At 44.9% G+C, this 18753-nt stretch carries 15 protein-coding genes and 1 riboswitch; of the genes, 3 read left to right on the forward strand and 12 right to left on the reverse strand.

What is annotated here, in order from left to right:
• Window positions 1-37 precede the first annotated feature (37 nt).
• The 12 genes from ACRN9H_RS02310 to ACRN9H_RS02365 form a co-directional block, all read right to left on the reverse strand.
• Window positions 38-2416: a YjbH domain-containing protein gene (locus ACRN9H_RS02310; protein WP_432312289.1), complete on the reverse strand. Its 2379-nt coding sequence runs from the start codon at window positions 2414-2416 to the stop codon at window positions 38-40.
• Window positions 2416-3192: a capsule biosynthesis GfcC family protein gene (locus tag ACRN9H_RS02315; protein WP_432312290.1), complete on the reverse strand. Its 777-nt coding sequence runs from the start codon at window positions 3190-3192 to the stop codon at window positions 2416-2418. Before ACRN9H_RS02315 ends, ACRN9H_RS02310 begins: the two co-directional genes overlap by 1 nt.
• 10 nt (window positions 3193-3202) lie before the next feature.
• Window positions 3203-3910 (reverse strand): YjbF family lipoprotein, encoded by a 708-nt coding sequence (locus ACRN9H_RS02320; protein ID WP_432312291.1) that lies wholly within the window; start codon window positions 3908-3910, stop codon window positions 3203-3205.
• Between the two features lie 141 nt (window positions 3911-4051).
• Window positions 4052-4294, reverse strand: coding sequence for a hypothetical protein (locus ACRN9H_RS02325; RefSeq protein WP_220775145.1), 243 nt, complete (start codon window positions 4292-4294; stop codon window positions 4052-4054).
• A gap of 146 nt (window positions 4295-4440) precedes the next feature.
• Window positions 4441-5580 carry a patatin-like phospholipase family protein gene (locus ACRN9H_RS02330; protein WP_432312292.1) on the reverse strand — a complete coding sequence of 380 codons (1140 nt, stop codon included), beginning with the start codon at window positions 5578-5580 and terminating at the stop codon, window positions 4441-4443.
• 239 nt (window positions 5581-5819) lie between these two features.
• The gene (locus ACRN9H_RS02335) at window positions 5820-7535 is read right to left on the reverse strand and encodes a proline--tRNA ligase (protein ID WP_432312293.1); all 1716 of its coding nucleotides are present in this window, start codon (window positions 7533-7535) and stop codon (window positions 5820-5822) included.
• 272 nt (window positions 7536-7807) lie between these two features.
• Complete coding sequence (locus ACRN9H_RS02340) at window positions 7808-8449, reverse strand: acyltransferase (RefSeq protein WP_432312294.1); 642 nt, start codon at window positions 8447-8449, stop codon at window positions 7808-7810.
• Window positions 8450-9184 carry a tRNA (N6-threonylcarbamoyladenosine(37)-N6)-methyltransferase TrmO gene (tsaA, locus tag ACRN9H_RS02345; RefSeq protein ID WP_432312295.1) on the reverse strand — a complete coding sequence of 245 codons (735 nt, stop codon included), beginning with the start codon at window positions 9182-9184 and terminating at the stop codon, window positions 8450-8452. It abuts the gene before it with no gap.
• A 123-nt stretch (window positions 9185-9307) separates the two neighbouring features.
• Window positions 9308-9688 carry an Rcs stress response system protein RcsF gene (rcsF, locus tag ACRN9H_RS02350; protein ID WP_263188526.1) on the reverse strand — a complete coding sequence of 127 codons (381 nt, stop codon included), beginning with the start codon at window positions 9686-9688 and terminating at the stop codon, window positions 9308-9310.
• A 78-nt stretch (window positions 9689-9766) separates the two neighbouring features.
• Complete coding sequence (locus ACRN9H_RS02355) at window positions 9767-11107, reverse strand: amidohydrolase family protein (RefSeq protein WP_432312296.1); 1341 nt, start codon at window positions 11105-11107, stop codon at window positions 9767-9769.
• Entirely contained in the window at window positions 11107-14214 is a 3108-nt protein-coding gene (locus ACRN9H_RS02360; RefSeq protein ID WP_432312297.1) for an amidohydrolase family protein, read from the reverse strand. Before ACRN9H_RS02360 ends, ACRN9H_RS02355 begins: the two co-directional genes overlap by 1 nt.
• A gap of 202 nt (window positions 14215-14416) precedes the next feature.
• Window positions 14417-14809: an H-NS family nucleoid-associated regulatory protein gene (locus ACRN9H_RS02365; protein WP_432312298.1), complete on the reverse strand. Its 393-nt coding sequence runs from the start codon at window positions 14807-14809 to the stop codon at window positions 14417-14419.
• Between the two features lie 308 nt (window positions 14810-15117).
• On the opposite strand from ACRN9H_RS02365, the gene ACRN9H_RS02370 reads away from it, so the two are divergent.
• From ACRN9H_RS02370 to ACRN9H_RS02380, 3 genes are all read left to right on the forward strand, one after another.
• Entirely contained in the window at window positions 15118-15867 is a 750-nt protein-coding gene (locus ACRN9H_RS02370) for an electron transfer flavoprotein subunit beta/FixA family protein (protein WP_432312299.1), read from the forward strand.
• Complete coding sequence (locus ACRN9H_RS02375) at window positions 15868-16794, forward strand: electron transfer flavoprotein subunit alpha/FixB family protein (RefSeq protein ID WP_432312300.1); 927 nt, start codon at window positions 15868-15870, stop codon at window positions 16792-16794.
• 95 nt (window positions 16795-16889) lie between these two features.
• Window positions 16890-17086, forward strand: a riboswitch (Lysine riboswitch).
• A gap of 78 nt (window positions 17087-17164) precedes the next feature.
• Window positions 17165-18733, forward strand: a complete 1569-nt coding sequence (locus ACRN9H_RS02380) for a Na+/H+ antiporter NhaC family protein (RefSeq protein ID WP_432312301.1) — start codon at window positions 17165-17167, stop codon at window positions 18731-18733.
• Window positions 18734-18753 lie beyond the last annotated feature (20 nt).

Below are 18753 nucleotides of genomic sequence, written 5' to 3' on the forward strand. Positions count from 1 at the left end.
ATCTCTTGCCCGTTTTTTTATTTAAATGATTTATAAACTATTTCGCGGATTCAGCTATTGGTTTGGTATACCAAGGTGCGCGAGCATCTGTTACATCAAACAAATTGTACTTACGACCGAGCATTTGGCCACCGTCTCGAGTTAATGGCATCCAAGAAAGGAAACCACGACTTTGCGTCGGTTTAATTGTCATTAAATCGAACGGAATCGAGATATAGAAGCCTTTAGTAAAGCTACCCTCGCCATATTCTTCCGCCGAGAGATTTGTTTTAGTCGCAAAGGCACCGACAATCACGCCACTGTCAAACTGTTTAGAGAAATCGACAGTCACGCCTTTATCGTCGCTAAGGTATTGGCCTGCGCTGACTTTTAGCAACGTATTTGGGAACCACGTTGGCTGATAATACGCCGTAGCATGTCCTGTCACTACGCCCGTTTGTACTCGATAATGACTCCCAGTTATAGGATCAAATTGCTGTTCATCTTCGAAGAAACCGAACATGCTGTCAGGATCGCGCTGCTTAGCATAATTAACATCAAGACCGAAGGCCCATTGACTATTGAGCGGTCGATAGAGGAATTCACTGCCTATACCGCCATACATCATTTCCAAATAGCCGCCATAGGCTTGGTAATAAATGTTATCGCTCAGGTTGTCCATCCAAGTGAGTTGCAAGTTAGTCGCTCTAACTGGGGAGTCTTGGACATATTGGCGGATGAGTGTTCTGACTCGTTTTAAGTCGGTACCATCAGGCGGGACATCGTATAAAAACTTATCATAGTTATCCAAGAGGTTAAGATAAAGCGAGCCTGAAAGTTCTAAATTGTCATTAAAGCGATAGGCCGAGCTCCCCGTCGCGCCTATGTTGAACATGTAGAAACCTTCAGAACCGCCGAAGGATTGCACCATAGTCGGTGATACATCAAAACTGAGTTTATCTAGCCAGTCCACATCGGTTTGAGTGACTAATGTGCCCTGTGGTGACCTTGGTATACTGACTTCTGTGCTATCGGCCATATCGGCGTTGATATAACCGTAAGTGGCCACTTGCGCAAATTTGTCGGCGTCGATACGTGTCTCTGTGATCGGTTGGTTATAACGAGTTTCAATCAGACGATACTCGGTGATCATCTGCTTGTCTGTGTTATTTGCCAGTATCGTCGCCGCTCTATGATGGGCCTCTTTACGGTCCATGTACTTAAGCTGATTGGCGACTATGGTGACGCTATGGGTATCAAGATAAATTTTAGGGTTATCGTAGCCCGCTATTCGACTTAGATCTGCCGCCACTTTTTTCCAATCCGTTTGATTGAGCATTTGTGCGTTGATGGCATTAGTTGCGAGTGCTGGTGTATCCGTCTTCGTTGAAGGCTGCGCTGACGCTGTTATCGCAAGCTCAACATTTTCGACTGAGGTTATTAGCGGTTCATCTTGTCTTTGTTTTGTGTCAGATGGTTTACCAGGTATTTTACTCGACATAGGTACTGCTGCGATCGGCTGATATTTATCTGCAGGAGTATCACGTTTAATTTGTCGCAAATCATTGAAATTTGTTTGTAAGCTAACGCCTAATGTCCAAGTATTACCTCGCTCATAACTTAGGTGGAAATCGCTCCAACTTGTTGCGCGGTAAAGTAAGCCATAGTTGAACTTACTGTCTTGTGGCATATCTATGCCACCGCGTACTACTGGGAAGTCAGATTGATAATCGTTGCCATCGTATTCTACTTTAACGCGCAGTGGCTCCCAGGGTGTTTGATATTCAATACCGCCATATAAAGCTGCGCAGCCCTTAAACCAGCGTTGATAATCGACTTCTCCGCCTTTGCCACCGACAGAAGTGTCTCGGTCGCAATTGTTATTGAGATCTTTTTTATCAGAGGTCAAATTACCGCTATTACCGATATAGCCCCAACCGACGCCTAGCGTGAAATCTACTGGCCCAAAGCGTTTCGTCGCGGCAATAAATTCGCCATCAAATAACCCTGTGCCACCAAAATCGCGTACGCCAAAAGACGTTTCAGGTAGCCAATAACTTTCTTCTAATAAACGGATTTTAAAATCGATGCCTTTATCTGTGTATTTGGTATTACCACTGAAGCTAGGATCATCACTGTAGAGTAGATCTTGTACTTGGGTATAACGGACTGTGGTTTCAAACCAAGGGAAGAGTTGTACAGAGGCAGAAAAATGCTGGTACTCAGAGTTATAGGTAGTTGCAAAATTAAATTCACCCTCGGGGGCCATTCGCCCCGTTGGCATTTGCATTAAGCCAACCCCGCCAAAGTCCGACTGTGATGCTAATAATGGCGGATAACTCAACTCATCGGCTTGGGCATGAAATAAAGGAAACAGGGCAAGAGCAATGGCTGAAAGCTTACACAAGGTAAGATTAGAGTGGGTAGGGTGATTCATTACAGAGCCCGATTCCTTAGTAATTCAATAATATTGTTGTTCAATGTGCTGTAGTCTTCTATTAAATCTGAAAACCCAACATAAAGTACGGCACCAGGCGCAATATTTTGCGTTTGAGCATTCCAATACGCTATCGGTTGTTTTAGTGCTTTACCATCAGGCTGAATTATCCATACAAAACTATCGTCAGCGTTTTCTAATGGTTGGACCTTCGCTAGATATTCTTGGCTACTGGTATTGAACTGCCAATCCACACTGCCTGTTTTAGCGACGGCACCAACAACTGATATTGTGGTTGGACGAGGAGGTAAAACCAGTTCGAAGCGACCTGTAATGAGTGGATTGTATGAGTCAGTTATGCGAATGAGATCGAAATCTAATGGTTGCATAACACGCTGGCCAAGTTTTATTTGTCTTAAAAACTGCGCTAATTGCGCAAGTTTGGCGATATAGAGGCTGTCATCTGCAGCTTTACCCATTTGCGCAAGCTGAGATAGGGCTTCTTTACGTTTTGCTTCTAAAACTGCAGTATTTTGAACATCGAGCAGCGCCGCGCCTAACCAATAAATGGGGACGACTTTATCGTCACTATTATGTGTTGGAAGCTGTTGTAAGCTGTCTTGTATTATTTGTTCAAGCCGAACCGCAGCAGGGTAATGGAGCCGAACGGGGGCATCTTGGCTTGATGACGTTGTCACTAAAACCTGAGTTTCAGCCTGAGTGATGGTACTAAAAACACAGCCAAGTAGTACTGAGAGTAATAAATAAGATCTCATCATATCTCCACTAAGACGCAAACGATTTGAGTAAGGTCATTTCAATAAAGGGCTGATTTGGAGCAATCTTTTGACGGCTCTTAATCACATGTCCTGTCTCTGGCGCGAGCCAAAATTCATTTTGATACTGAATATTCAGATTATCGACGACAACGGATTCAAGGTAATGCAGCGCTTGAGTCGGAGTCTCATTGATAAGAATGGTTTCTGTAGCAATAAAATCGAAATGTGAGCTGACCTTATAGCCAAAGTGGTAACCAGGCTGCCAATCAATGGTGCGAGTCCACGTTTTAGGCGTAGTGTCTAAATGTAGCCCTAACAGTAGTGGGTCGTCTTGTTGACTTTCTACAGCGACTAAATTACCCGTTAACAGATTATGCGTCTTCACCAAACGGCCATCGACTGTGACTAGCATGGCTTTATCGGCTGAGAGCCATTTTAGCTCTTTAACTGCATGTGTCGGTTGCTGATTTAAGGTAAATGGAGCTTCTGCGAGGGCAAGTACAATGAAAGCCTGTGGTACATCGTCAATTTTGGCATAAATACTGGCATAGGGAATGTCATTAACTTGCTGTGTTGACAGTACAGTATCATTGTCACCTATAAATGCCAGTTTTAAGGTATCATTAAGGGCACTAAACCTTTGGCTACAAGCTGTTGTATTAATTAATACAATCGAGATTGTAAGGAATGATAGTATTTTTTTATGTATACGCATCCGAGTTGCTTATTCTCAATAGGATTAAATATCGAATTTAAAAGGAAACTGACAGTTTTAAGTGATGAGTTTAGCTGTGTAAATGCTTTAAAAAAAACAACCGCCAATAAGGCGGCTGTTTAGGAGTTTGCTAATAATGGCTTAGTTGCCAGTACCAGTAGTTGTACCAGTGCCAGTACCTGTGTTGGTAATTGGGTTGCCATCTGAGCTATTAGATGCAACAACTGCGCCAGCAATGGCAGCAGCAGCAGCAATGCTACCAGCAGCGATAGCGCCAGTGCTTGCGCCAGCACTTGTACCTGCGGCTTCGCCTTCAGCTGCAGTTGCAGTCATTGAACCAAATGCAGTCATTGCAACGATAAGTGCTAGTGAAGTTTTTTTCATGGTGATTCCCTTTTTGAAAAAATTACGTAATGCTAAGATAATCTAGTAAAACATAATAAGTGATGTAAATAAAATTATCAATGTTAAATCGATTAGCAGGCTCATACTAAAGTTTGAATTATTAGCGTTAAAATTCAAACTGTGTCTCATATGTCTCTAATGTTCTCTAAACCAAAAAACGCTTTAATTGAATCTATCTGTTCCATGGCATCTTTATAACCTAAGTCTATAAGTGCACTGGTATAGTTTTTTTCAAATAATAAATAGGAAACGATACTCGAATCCGATTGTCTATCTATACCAATAAATCTGAGTAAGGTTTTTACTGCCCATGGCATGTCATCGTAAAAGCGGGCTGCAATTTTACTGAGATCTTCACTGGGCTTTATCACTAACGTTTTAATCGGTTGCAGGGCAATTTTAACACGACCAGATTCAGGGATCTGGCTTAAGGTGTGATTAATCCTTTCAAGTCGCTCAAGATCGCTATTCAAGGTATCGGAAAATATAGTATCCAGCAGGTGGCCTGCAATCGTCGCTGTTTTAGGATGGTATTCTGCTTTCATCGCAGAGTATTTATGTGGATTGTCTAAATTTATCACAAAGAGTTTGTTGGCACCCAAATGGATAGGGCTTGAAAGCGGCGCGAGTTGGTGGACTGAACCATCGCCATAATAGCCTTGGTTAAGTTTAATGGAGGGGAAAACCATCGGTATTGCTGAGCTGGCGAGTAGGTGCTCAGTGTTGAGCATCATACGTTCGCCGCTGCGCCTTGCACGAGTCCAGTTCTCAAGATCGCGTGTGGCTTGGAAAAAAGTCACCGAGCGAGAATTGTTATAACAAGAGGTATCGACACTCAGAGCGTTAAGTGCACCACTGCGAATATTTCGATCAATGCGTTTAAAATCGATTAATTTATTGAGTAATTTTCTGAGAGGTTCGTTATCCAGCAGGCTGCCAGCATCGGTATTAACTTTATCATCCTGCATGCCTTTGAGCGCCATTTTACTAAGATGGCTAACTACACCAGTAATCGATGCGCGGTAGACTTTGCGGGTTTCAAAATGACGCCATACCCATTCGAGTTTTTTAACGCCAAGATGAAAACAAGAGGCATGGGTAGCAATGGACGTACCATTGATGGCGCCTGCCGACGTTCCACAAATAATTTTAAAGGGAATGCCGTGATTGCGTGGATAAAGTTGAACCAGTGCTTTGAGCACGCCGACTTGATAGGCAGCTCTGGCGCCGCCGCCACCTAAAACTAATGCAGTTGATGTTGGCAATATTCAGACTCAATGTATTATTGTAATCACCTGATTAAAGCAATGCCGTGGTATAAAAAGCAAGTTTGTATTCTAGATAAGTGTATTTTTTATTTAAATGATTTATTGATGTGTGATAACCAGATAACTTCAAGCACCTTTAAATCTCAATTGTCAGCAATTGATAAAAAACGCACTTAAGCTGAGCCTAAGTGCGTTTGTATGTCGATATTGCGCTAAATCAAACCTAGCGTTTAGGCTTAGCCTTTAACGGCATTTTTCAGGAAATCGAGCAGTTGATCGAATGGAATATCTTGTTTTTCACCGGTGCGGCGGTTTTTGTATTCAAAAACGCCCGCATCGATGTTGCGATCGCCAATCACCACTGTATGTGGGATACCAATCAGTTCCATATCGGCGAACATCACGCCTGGACGCTCTTTACGATCATCCAATAACACTTCGATACCCGCTTCGTTTAAGTCTTTGTATAACTGCTCGGCGATATCGGTTACGCGGTGCGACTTGTGCATGTTCATTGGCAGAATGCCCACGCTAAATGGTGCAATCGCTTCTGGCCAAATGATGCCACGGTCATCGAAGTTTTGCTCGATGGCTGCGGCCACAATACGGCTTACGCCGACGCCGTAACAACCCATCAATAGCACCTGTGACTTGCCGTTTTCGTCAAGTACAGTCGCGTTCATCGATTTAGAGTAGTTAGTACCCAGTTGGAAAATATGACCCACTTCGATACCGCGTGCCATAGCATAAGTGCCTGAACCATCTGGTGTTGGCTCGCCTTCGACTACGTTACGGATATCGGCAACTTGTGCTGTCGGCAGATCGCGTTCCCAGTTGATACCAAAATAATGTTTGTCATCCACATTCGCACCAGCAGCAAAATCGCTCATTACGCTAACGCTGTGGTCGATAACGATAGGGATGTTAAGACCGATAGGGCCAAGTGAACCAGGACCTGCGCCAATGGCGTCACGGATCAGCGCTTCTGGCGCCATTTCTACTGGTGATGCCACTAAGTCTAACTTGTCGGCTTTGACTTCATTGAGTTCATGGTCACCACGAACAATCAGTGCCACTAACGGCGTCGCTTCTGATGCGCCGACGACGATCAAGGTTTTGACGGTTTTAGTGATATCCAGATCAAACTGCTCAACCAATTCAGCAATGGTCTTCGCATTTGGGGTATCGACTAAACGCAATTCTTCAGTGGCTGCGCCGCGAGGCTCAGTGGGCACTGGTGATTCAGCTTTCTCAATGTTAGCCGCGTAATCGCTACCCGTTGAGTAAGCAATTAAATCTTCACCGCTTTGCGCCAGAACGTGGAATTCGTGTGACATGCTGCCACCGATTGAACCTGTGTCAGCTAAAACTGGGCGGAAAGCTAAGCCCATGCGCGATAGAATGTTGCTATAGGCTGTGTACATAGCCTCATAGGTTTCATTCATGGTATCGACGTCAAGGTGGAAAGAGTAGGCGTCTTTCATCAAGAATTCGCGTGAGCGCATCATGCCAAAACGTGGGCGAACTTCGTCACGGAATTTGGTTTGAATTTGGTAAAGATTCAGCGGTAATTGCTTGTATGAACTGACTTCTTTACGAATGAGATCGGTGATCACTTCTTCATGGGTTGGCCCCAGTACGAAGTCGCGATTGTGACGATCTTTAAAGCGCAGCAGCTCGGGACCAAACTTTTCCCAACGACCTGTTTCTACCCACAAGTCTGCCGGTTGCACCATAGGCATTAGAATTTCAATTGCACCGGCTTTGTTCATTTCTTCACGAACAATGGCTTCGACTTTACGCAGTACGCGTAAGCCCGTGGGGAGGTAGCTATAAAGGCCCGACGCATTACGACGGATCATGCCCGCACGTAACATTAATTGATGACTAATGACCTCTGCGTTGGCAGGAGTTTCTTTCTGTGTTGATAGCAGGTACTTGCTGACGCGCATTACCGATGTCCAAATTTGAGTTGAATGGTAGCCATTTTATCACCTGCTTTGGTGATGTCACCTAGGGATTTAGGTTAAATTCAACTAGCTGGGAGATAAATGGCATTTTTTGATGCTGGATAACGCAAGGAAGAGCGCTGTGCTACTAGAGCGTGACTTCGTCACTGCTAGTATCTATAAAAAAACGATTTGATTTTCTGATTGGTTTTAAGGGTGACAGATATCAGGCATTTGCTCTATAGCAGCGTAGCGCTCTAGAATCTAGATTCAGCTTACTTATCTCGTCTATCACCAATCACTTTGGCAGGGTTACCTGCCACTATCGCCCAGTCGGGTACATCTTTTGTCACTATACTGCCCATGCCAACCACAGCGTGATCGCCAATTGTCACACCATCGACTATGCCAGCCTGAGCGCCAATCCACACATCTTTGCCTATAACAATGCCTTTGGAGTTAGCAGCTTGTTGATATATGGGGGTATCTGGCGCCATGCCATGGTTGAAGGCGTAAAGGGTGACATTATTGGCAATGCGGGTCTGGCTGCCAATTTGAATACCGACCCTGCCGCCATCGAAGGAGCAACCATGATTAATTGCGACTTCGTCCCCTAGCGTGATAGGCCCGTGTAAAAAACAGTCGGCGGCGATCATGCAGCGATTACCTATGCTGATATCGCGATTGGGTTCGGCAAATAACTGCGCTTCGGGGGCGATAAAACAGTGCTCGCCGATGTTGACTGTTTCGAGGGCGCAAAGTCTTGCTTGGATCTCATCCTGCCAAGGTTTTGCCCAGACTAAATGTTTCTCTTTTAAAGAAAAATACAGCCACGGCATCCAAGAGAGACGCTTTTTATGCTGGCTTTGATAATCAGGCAAAGATGCCGGCTCTGATCTAGGCGTTGGCGCAGACATTTAGCCACATTTCCCCGGTTTGAGTTCCAGTACCAAGATGTATTCTTGGTCATGATCATCGACTGCCATGTGCCAAAACACATCTAAATCATAGAGGGCGACTTGATATAACTTAGGATCGTCCTTGGCTTTCTTGTAGGCGGGGCGCGGATCTTGCCCCAAGACTCCGCGGATAAGTACGGCTAAATCTGTGTAAGTTTCCTGCTCGGCGTAACGTTCAATCTGTGCCTTGGCATTATCGGAATACACCACTGAAATCAGTTTAGGGGCGTCTTGAGCAATACCGCCTATGGCACCCATAATCGAATCTGAGAAAGGGATGTAAGGCTTAATATCGATAATCGGCGTGCCATCGAGCAGATCCATACCGGAAATTTCGAGACACACTTTGCCCTTGCGTTGTACTACGCCGTGCAGTTTCACCACAGACTGGCCTATGCCATTGGGGCGAAAAGTGGAGCGAGTGGCGAACACGCCGAGTTTTTCATTGCCGCCTAATCGCGGCGGCCGCACTGTGGTTTTCCAACCTTGGGCAAGATTTTCATGGAAGCAAAACAGCAACCAAAGATGGGAATACTGCTCTATGCCACGCACTGCGTCGATATGATTCACATGGGGTTCAAGTTCAACATAACCGCGCGCTTCAACGAGTCCGGGTTGTCTTGGAATGCCAAATTTTTGTTTATAGGGCGTGCGGCATGTCGCTACTGCAACAATTTGGTTGGTAAATGTCATGCAAAAAATTACCTAAAAGGGCAAGTGTGTCATCACCTAAGCTCATTATTAAGTGATGACTATGGTCACTATCAGCAAATTATTGCATCAAGTGGCTTACAGTACGCTTGATATACGTGAAGCTTATTTAATTGTCGCTGTTTTGATTGCTTGGCCAACGCATAAGGCGCGGCTGATACAACCTTGGGCAGCTTCTTCAAATATGACGCACTGTTTAATGACAATACCGTTAGCACCTTTATCTGCGGCGTTACGACGGGCTTCGGTTCTCGCATCAGCTAAGGATGCCGGAGCACCGTTGAGATCGGCCTGACAGGATTCACCTTGGACTAACCCTTTTAACTCATAATGACCTTTAGGCAAGGCATCGCCTTCGTAGAGGACGACATCGGATGCCTTGAAATAGTCATTGATCGCCTCACCATCCAAATTACTGTTAAAACTGTAGTCGCTTGCACAGGCACTGAGCAGGAGCACTAACGCACTTGAGAGGATAATTTTCATGGTTTGACCTGAGGTTTATGTGGAAACTGCGCAGCATAAGTAGGCTGCGCCGATGCGATATTATTATCTGAGTAAATTCTACCGCTTAAGGTACTTTTGATAAAGCTGCCGATGGCGATTATTCAGATCTATCTGCCGGCCTTCAATCCAGATAGCGTCAATTCTATTGGTCATAGGGTCGAGAATGTCACCCTCGGACAGCACAACACTGCCTTGATACCCCACCGCTATCGCACCTAAATCCTCCACACCTAACAGTTTTGCGGCATCTAAGGTGATGGACTTAAGTGCTTGTTCAGGCGTTAAATCATAGGCGGCGCTGTAGCCTGCGGCGTAGGGGAGGTTACGGCTATTCCAGTCCGATGAAAACCCAAGGGCGAAGGGGATGCCCGCATTAGCGAGCAAGGAGGGGATTTTAAAGGGTAAATCCACTGGCTCATCTTTACGCCTTGGCAGACTCAAGGTATGTGGATAAATGACCCCAGCGTTAACGTCCTTCAGGCTTGAAGTTAAACGCCATGCATCGTATCCGCCGACAATCACCAATTTGAATTGGTATTTTTTCGTCAAGGCGATCACTTGCTCAATTTGGCCAACACTGTCGGCATGGGCAAACAGTGTCGCTTTGCCTTGGTATAGCGGCAACATGGCCTGCCAGCGCAGGTTATTTGCCGCCGACAGTGGCGTTTCATGCTTGTTTGTATCTTTGTTTTTGGCTTTATTACTTAAGAAATAGCGATAGCCATCTTCAAAGGCGATATTAAGTTTGTCGATTGCCTGCTGATTTTTCTCGATGGCCTTGGCTTTCTCTTTTTTATCTTCTGGTATGCGTTTGATTTGCGGCCAATAGACATGGAACTGCCCAGCACTGGGCGTCAGTGCATCTTCAATCGTCCAAGCATCGAGATTGACCAATACCGATTGTCCTGCTAAACCATCGCCGCTTGGGACGATTTGTGCATGGGTAATACCGTTGAAACGTATGGTCGGAATGAGCTCAGAATCTGGATTGTAAGCTGTGGCTGTGCTGATCTGCGGATTGATATAACCCACTTCGGCGTTATCAACCGTGGGGCGGCTCATTTCAATTTCGACTAAGCCTAAGCTGGTATCTAGGGCAATTAAGCCCGGATACAAGTGTTTACCGCTGGCATCGATGATTTGAGTGTCACTGGTTTCTGCGGTTGCATTGTTGATTTGGCTGGAGAGTTGAGATCCAACGGCCGTGATCTTGCCATTTTCAATCAGGACGTCTGTGTTGTTAAGTACGCCTTGACTGACTGTGTGCACCGTAGCATTTTTAATCAGTACGCTGCGGCTTTGTTTAGGTGTAGGCACGATATTATTAGCCATTACCGGCGCGGTACAAAGAGTGGCCAGTAGCAGCGTAAATAAAAAGGTTTTAGCTGAATAATGCATTATTTGGCTCCCTCATGAGTGTGGCCCCATGCCTGATAGTGGGTGTCGCAGTGCCACTGTGGCTCGTTAAGTGGCGTGACTTTTTCACCCGCTTTGGCTTGCTCATCACTACTAAGAATTTTTTGGATAAGTGCGGCGCGCTCGTTGACTACGGCTTGCTGGGCGACTTGGTCTTGGTCGCGGTCAAAATAGCGTTTCCCTTCAACCCATGCCTGCGTCACTTTGGCGTAAATCGACAATGGCTCTGCGTTCCACAGCACAATATCGGCCATTTTCCCTGTAGTGAGTGAACCCACAAATTCATCGACTCTTAATTGCTTGGCTGGATTGATGGTGACCATGTTCCAAGCATCTTCCTTCGACATATTGCAATACATCATAGACTTAGCTGCTTCTTGGTTGAGTCTGCGCTGCATTTCATAATCGTCTGAGTTAATGCTGGTGGTCACGCCTTTGTTTTGCATCAGACAAGCATTTTGCGGAATCGCATCATACACCTCAAACTTATAGGCCCACCAATCGGCAAAGGTCGATGCGCCAGCGCCATGGGCGGCCAGTTCACTTGCTACTTTGTAACCTTCGAGCACATGGGTAAAGGTCTGCACTTTAAAGTGATAGGCCTCGGCTAGGCGGATAAACATCAGAATTTCTGACTGCACGTAAGAATGAATGTGCACATCACGTTGCTGATTTAATACTTCGGCCACCGCCTGAAGGCGATAACTTGGGCGCGGGGCGACGGTTTTCTTTTTATCGCTGGAGCGCAGTTCATCATAGGCTTTTAACGCATTCTCATAGGCGATGGCAGCGTCGAAGGTCTCTTCAAATAACGCTTTGACTCCCATGCGAGTCTGGGGGAAGCGCTGAACAAATTTCTCGCCCCAATTACTCTGTTTGACGTTTTCACCTAAAGCAAATTTGATACTGGCGGGCGCGTTAGCAAATTTAAGTTGCTCGGCTGATTCGCCCCATTTCATTTTGATCAGTTGCGATTGGCCGCCAATAGGATTGGCGCTGCCGTGGAGCAATTGTGCACTGGTGACACCGCCTGCTAAAGCACGATAGAGTGAAATGTCATCGGGATTAATCACATCGCCAATGCGTACTTCAGAGGTTACTGCGTCTGTTCCTTCGTTAGTACCGCCATTAATGGCGATATGCGAGTGTTCATCGACTATGCCCGCAGTGAGGTGTTTACCTGTTGCATCGAGGACTTGATAACCTGATGGCGTATTTAATTGCTGGCCAATTTTTTCGATGCGGCCATTGGCCATCAAGAGATCAGCATGTTCGAGAATGCCTTGCTTATCCGATGTCCACAAGGTGGCATTCTTTATGTGCAGTTTTTCAACCTTAGGTGTTTCACTCAGTCCGTAAGCGACATTAGGGAAGGTGAGGTGACTCACTAGATTTGTATTAACTTCATTTTTGGGTAGCTGGTTGCTTGCTTGGTCAGCACTATCAATCGTTGCTGTTTTAGTCACTGTTGTCGTTTTAGCTATTGCGATACCCGCAACATTTATGGTGCGACTATTGGCATCAGTCATGCGGCCTTGGATGCCGTCCTTTGCCATCCACAGCGTAAAGCGGCTCAGGCCATTGATACCTGCAGAGCTTAAATCAGCCGTAAAGCTCACTCTGCCATCGTCATCTAACTGAAGTTGGCTAAGAGTAATACTGTGATCGCCACTGCTTAAGTTACCTTCGATTTTAGGCTTATTGCCTTTACTGGCATTTTGCAGCGATAAATCCAGCGTGAGGTTGTCGAGGCTTAATTGATAATCGCCCAGTAATTTAGCCTGCGCGAGGGACCGAACCGTTTGTGCTTGCCCCTGAAGCCAGACGCTATAAATTTGCCCATCTTTAAAGATATTGCCTTTAGTGATAACAAAGTCAGCCATATAACCAGGCGCGAGTTTGCCGGTAAAATCATCAGTACCTGTCATCTTCGCGGCTTGGGTAGTGAGTGCCGCTAAAGCTTGATCTTCACTTAAACCTTGAGCAATCGCTTGGCGCAGGCGCGGCCAAAAATCTTCAGTCTTAATGCCAAATTGTGTCAGCGCGAAGGGGATACCTGCTTTGGCAACTACTGCGGGGTTGGTTGGTGCACGCTCCCATTGTCTTAAATCTGCTAGTGACACTTCGCGCTCAGTATCATCTGTGCCAACATCGGGTGCCTGTGGATAATTGAGCGGCAAAATTAACGGATAGTTCAACGCCTTTAACTCATTGATACGCGAGTATTCTTGACCATTACCAAGCAGGTTTGCTGGCAGTTTATGTTCTTTGAGTAAATGGGCCGCGCGTAATTGGTCGTTGAGATTTTTGGTTTCAAAGATGATTTGTTTACTAGCCAAATTATCTAAACGTTCAAAGGCAATATTAAATTCTATTTGATTATTTATTGCCCCATTGGCGAGTTTACTTTTATTTTGGTTATACCAACTCGCATCGGCAAAGGTTTGCCTAATAAGTGCAATGCTGCCCATTAATGATTCTGGATAATCTTGTTCAGACGAGCCTTTATCGAATGCCATAAAAGGTTGACTGCGGGCGCGATAAATCACTTCATTGGCCGTTTTGTCGGCGAGTGAAAGACTAACACCTGTGCCGCGGAAGATACCGTCGAGTTTGCTACTTTGCACACTGGTAAAACCATTATGAATCCACTCTTTTGCTCGTTCTTTATTGGGGTAAACGTAATTAAACCATTCTTTTTCAAAATGAATTGCACCATTTTCTGCATTGCCGCCAATACGTTTAATATCATAGACAGGACGCGTGAGCCCAAGCTTCGGATATTCGAACTCAATGGCATAGTCGGTGAAGGGATCGATAAACCCCGGATAAATAGTATAACCACTTAAGTCGATTTCAAATGCGCCGGCGGGAATTTCACCGTGTTCAATAATCGCCTTAATACGATTATTTTCAACTAATAAAGTCGCATTAGTTAAGTGTTTACCTGGAGCAATAATTAATTCAGCATGGGTAAGTGCAGTCAGTTTATTTGGGGGTGTTTCAGTATTGTTTTTAGCAAATGTTGCCTGTGATACTAAGCTCGCTATTATGCTGCAGCTTATAATTATCTTATTGTTTATCTGCATTATTTTATTCAATTTAGTTAGAGTGAATAAAGGTTAACTTAAAGCGGATGTAAATACTAAGATTGAATTGTAACGTAATTTAAAGCATAAAATTTACTGGCTGTAGCTTAAGATTAAAATAAAGTGTAGATATAAAAAAACCCGCAATAATGCGGGTTTTTATGCAACATATGGTGGGTGCTGGGCCTAATCTATTACTCGATTAGATTAAAAAGTCGTCCATAGAACGACCTTTATTGATCTCGTTCTTAAAGACTGTTGGCATACGGCCTTGACCAGTCCACTGAACCATTTCACCATTAACTTCAATTTGGTATTTCGCTGGGCGAGGAGCACGTTTCTTTGCTGTTGCTTTAACAGCTGTGCCACCTAAATCATCAATGGATAAACCCACGGCTTCCATTTGCTGACGGATTTCTTCAATTTTAGCATTACGAGCTGCCATGGCTTGTTCTTCTTCCTCGGCCATAGACTCGCGTTCTACTAAAATCTTATTCAATTTTTCGGCTAAATCACGTAGCTCTTCAACGCTAAGTTCTTTTACTGCCGCTTTAAAACGACGACCGTGAGTTAATATTTCTAAAAATTCGTTCATATCTATTTTAGTCCCACTCAATTTTTAATACAGGATAATGGTGAACAACCCCTGAATGATAGAAACTAATATAGCTCGAATCAAATAAAATTATGCATTTAATCAAAATTAAATATTATTTAATTTTTGAACTTTTTAAATTGAGCTAATTAAGTGCGTTAAAAATGGTCGTTCAAGCTTATTAAAAATGCAAACAAGCGTTTTACTTTGATTGACGTTAACGTCAACAGGACGTAAAGTTGCCGTATCTTGCATTGGTATTAACCAATGTTTTGTCCATGTACATGAAAGTGTAGAAAGGAAACCCTATGAAAGTATTGGTGCCCGTTAAGCGCGTTGTTGATGCCAATGTAAAGGTCAGGGTCAAAGCTGACAATACCAGTGTCGACACTGCAAACCTAAAAATGGCGTTAAACCCTTTTTGTGAAATCGCAGTTGAAGAAGCGGTTCGTTTAAAAGAAGCGGGTAGCGCTACTGAAGTGGTGGTGGTGAGTATTGGCGGTAAAGCGGTGCAAGAACAACTGCGTACCGCGCTGGCATTAGGCGCAGATCGCGCGATCCATATTGAGACTGACGAAAGTCTAGTGCCATTATCTATCGCTAAATTGCTTAAAGCAGTACAAGACAAAGAGCAGGCTGATCTGGTGATTTTTGGTAAGCAGTCGATTGACGGTGACAACAACCAAACCGGCCAAATGTTTGCTGCACTGATGGATATGCCGCAGGCGACTTTTGCCTCAGAAATCAAATTAGAAGCGAATGGATTGCAAGTCACCCGTGAAATTGACGGTGGTATGCAAACGCTACAATTATCTTTACCTGCGGTTGTCACGGCGGATTTACGCTTAAACGAACCGCGTTATGCCTCACTGCCTAACATCATGAAAGCTAAGCGTAAGCCATTAGACGTATTCACTGTGGCGGATTTAGGGGTGACGTTAAAGAGTCACCAAACGATTGTTAAGGTCACTCCGCCAGCTGAACGTAAAGCGGGCATCATGGTAGCGTCGGTAACTGAGCTAGTTGAAAAGTTAAAAAATGAAGCGAAGGTGATCTAAATGGCCATTTTAGTATTAGCTGAACATGATAATAGCGCGCTGAAACTTGATACCGCGAAAATAGTTACCGCTGCTCGCGCTATTGGTGATGAAGTGCACGTCTTAGTTGCTGGTCATCAGTGTGGCGCTGTTGTCAAAGCCGCGCAGGCGCTACAAGGCGTTAGCCAAGTGCTCGTGGCCGATGCCAGCGCGTACCAAGCGCACTTAGCCGAAAATTTTGCTAAGTTGCTGGTGGATTTAGCGCCAAGTTATGGCCATATTTTGGCCTCGGCTTCGAGTCTAGGCAAAGATACACTGCCACGCGTGGCGGCATTGCTCGACGTGGCGCAAATCTCGGAAGTGATAGCGGTAGTGAGTGCTGACACCTTTGTGCGTCCAATCTACGCGGGTAATGCCTTAGAAACACTGCAAAGCCTTGATGCCATTAAAGTGATGACAGTGCGCGCCAGTGCCTTTGATGCAGCATCAGAAGGCAACAACGCAGCTGTGACGACACTCGATAAAGTGTTTGAAGCGAAAACACAGTTTGTATCTCAATCACTGACGGTTTCTGAACGACCAGAACTCGGTAATGCGGGCATTATCGTTTCTGGCGGCCGTGGTATGGGCAGTGGCGAAAACTTTGGCATGTTAGAGCAGCTAGCTGACAAGCTTGGTGCAGCAGTGGGTGCATCGCGTGCTGCTGTTGATGCTGGCTTTGTGCCTAACGATTTACAAGTGGGTCAAACCGGTAAAATCGTTGCGCCTAACTTGTATATTGCCGTAGGTATCTCGGGAGCGATTCAACATTTAGCCGGCATGAAAGATGCTAAAGTCATCGTTGCTATCAACAAAGATCCTGAAGCACCGATTTTTCAAGTGGCGGACTATGGATTAGTTGCTGACCTATTTGAGGCAGTTCCTGAGCTTATTTCCAGTCTCGGTTGATTTTATCTGTGATCTAGATCACATTAAGTGGCTTTGCGCTAGCATCTGCTCAGCCGCTTATGTTTTTATGTGCCACGCGCTCGAGTACGAGCGTTCTTAGAAGTAGAGGTGCGCCAAATATCAGTAGTGATCAGTAGGGTGATTCCGTTGATCGATTACGAAAGGATTTGGTGCCGAAGTAGTTCGATTTATCACAATCAACTGCTGGGGTTGTGCCTAATAGGTACAACACTGCCATAGTATTTTCCGATACGGATATTGGAAATAGTTACTATGGAGCGCTACTGATAGGACAGGTGACCTTGGGTATCTATTGCCTTCCCCACCAGTTCAGTCGCCCTCCATTCGTATTTAACGAAGATAATAATCAATGACTGTTATGAATTATGCCGATTCGGCACTTTCCTTATTGCCGCCTGCGGTGGCGATTGTATTGGCGATTTTAACTCGCCGCGTACTACTCTCCTTGGGGCTAGGTATCTTGATTGGTGCTTTATTGCTCAATCAATTTTCACCCTTAGCCACAGGTGAATTTGTATTTAATGGCGTTAAAGGACTTTTTTGGACGGGGGAAGGCCTTAATTCGTGGAACTTATATATTCTCGGTTTCTTAATTGTACTGGGAATGATCACCGCGTTAATTACGGTAAGTGGCAGCGCTCGGGCTTTTGCCGATTGGGCTCGTTTACATATTCGTAATAAGCGTGACGCTAAACTATTAACCATGTTTCTAGGTTGCGTAGTGTTTATTGATGATTATTTCAATAGCTTAGTTGTTGGGTCGGTCGCAAGACCTGTTACTGACCGTTATTATATTTCCCGCGCTAAGTTAGCTTATTTATTAGATTCTACTGCGGCGCCTGTGTGCGTTATTTCTCCAGTTTCGAGCTGGGGCGCTTATATTATTGCCCTCATCGGCGGAATATTAACCGCCCATGGTTTTGCCGATACAGGCCATTTGAGTATTTTTATTCAAATGATCCCCATGAATTTTTATGCCATCTTCTCCTTATTATTATTACTTTTTGTAGTTTTTATGGGATTAGATGTTGGGCCAATGCGCGAGCATGAGCTTAATGCCCAACGGGGTCATTTATACGATGAGTCAAAAGGATTACCGCCTGGGGCGAATGCCGATTTACCCGAAGCGGAAACCGGTAAGATCTTAGGATTATTTCTGCCTATTATCGCGTTAGTGTTTGCCACCTTATATTTTATGGTCAGCAGCGGGGCTCAAGTATTAGCCGCTGAAGGAATTGAATTTAATATCATTTCCGCTTTTGAGAAAACCGATGTTAGTTCATCACTGTTCTTTGGTGCGTTAATTGGCTTAGCTATTTCGTTACTGTTGAATTTAATACAGGGCGTTGAAAAGTCGATGATAGTCAAAGGTGTTGTGCAGGGCGCTCGCTCTATGCTGCCGGCGATTTATATTCTGTTGTTTGCTTGGACGATTGCAGGTGTAATTGGTCAACTCGAAACCGGTAAGTTTATGGCGAGCTTAGCGACAGGCAATATTCCGTTCGCTTTTTTGCCTGCGTTAATGTTCGTGTTAGCGGGTATTACTGCGTTTTCTACCGGAACTAGCTGGGGAACGTTCGGGATCATGTTGCCGATTGCGGCCGATATGGCGATGGGAAGTCACACTAGCATGATGTTACCTATGCTTGCTTCTGTGCTGGCGGGCGCGGTATTTGGCGATCATTGCTCGCCCATTTCAGATACCACTATTTTGTCGTCAACAGGGGCCAGTTGCCACCATATCGACCATGTGGTCACTCAGCTTCCCTATGCGCTTATCGCGGCATTTATTAGCTTGGCGGGTTATGTGGTGCTTGGTTTTACCGAGTCAGTGACCGCTGGTTTAGTGGCTTGTAGTGTGGTATTTGTGCTCAGTATTATTGTGCTCAAAATCAAATCTAAAGGGGCGATTAACTAAACCGTTAATTGAGCCTGTTA

Source organism: Shewanella sp. MF08487, from assembly GCF_050848685.1.
GTDB lineage: Bacteria > Pseudomonadota > Gammaproteobacteria > Enterobacterales > Shewanellaceae > Shewanella > Shewanella glacialipiscicola.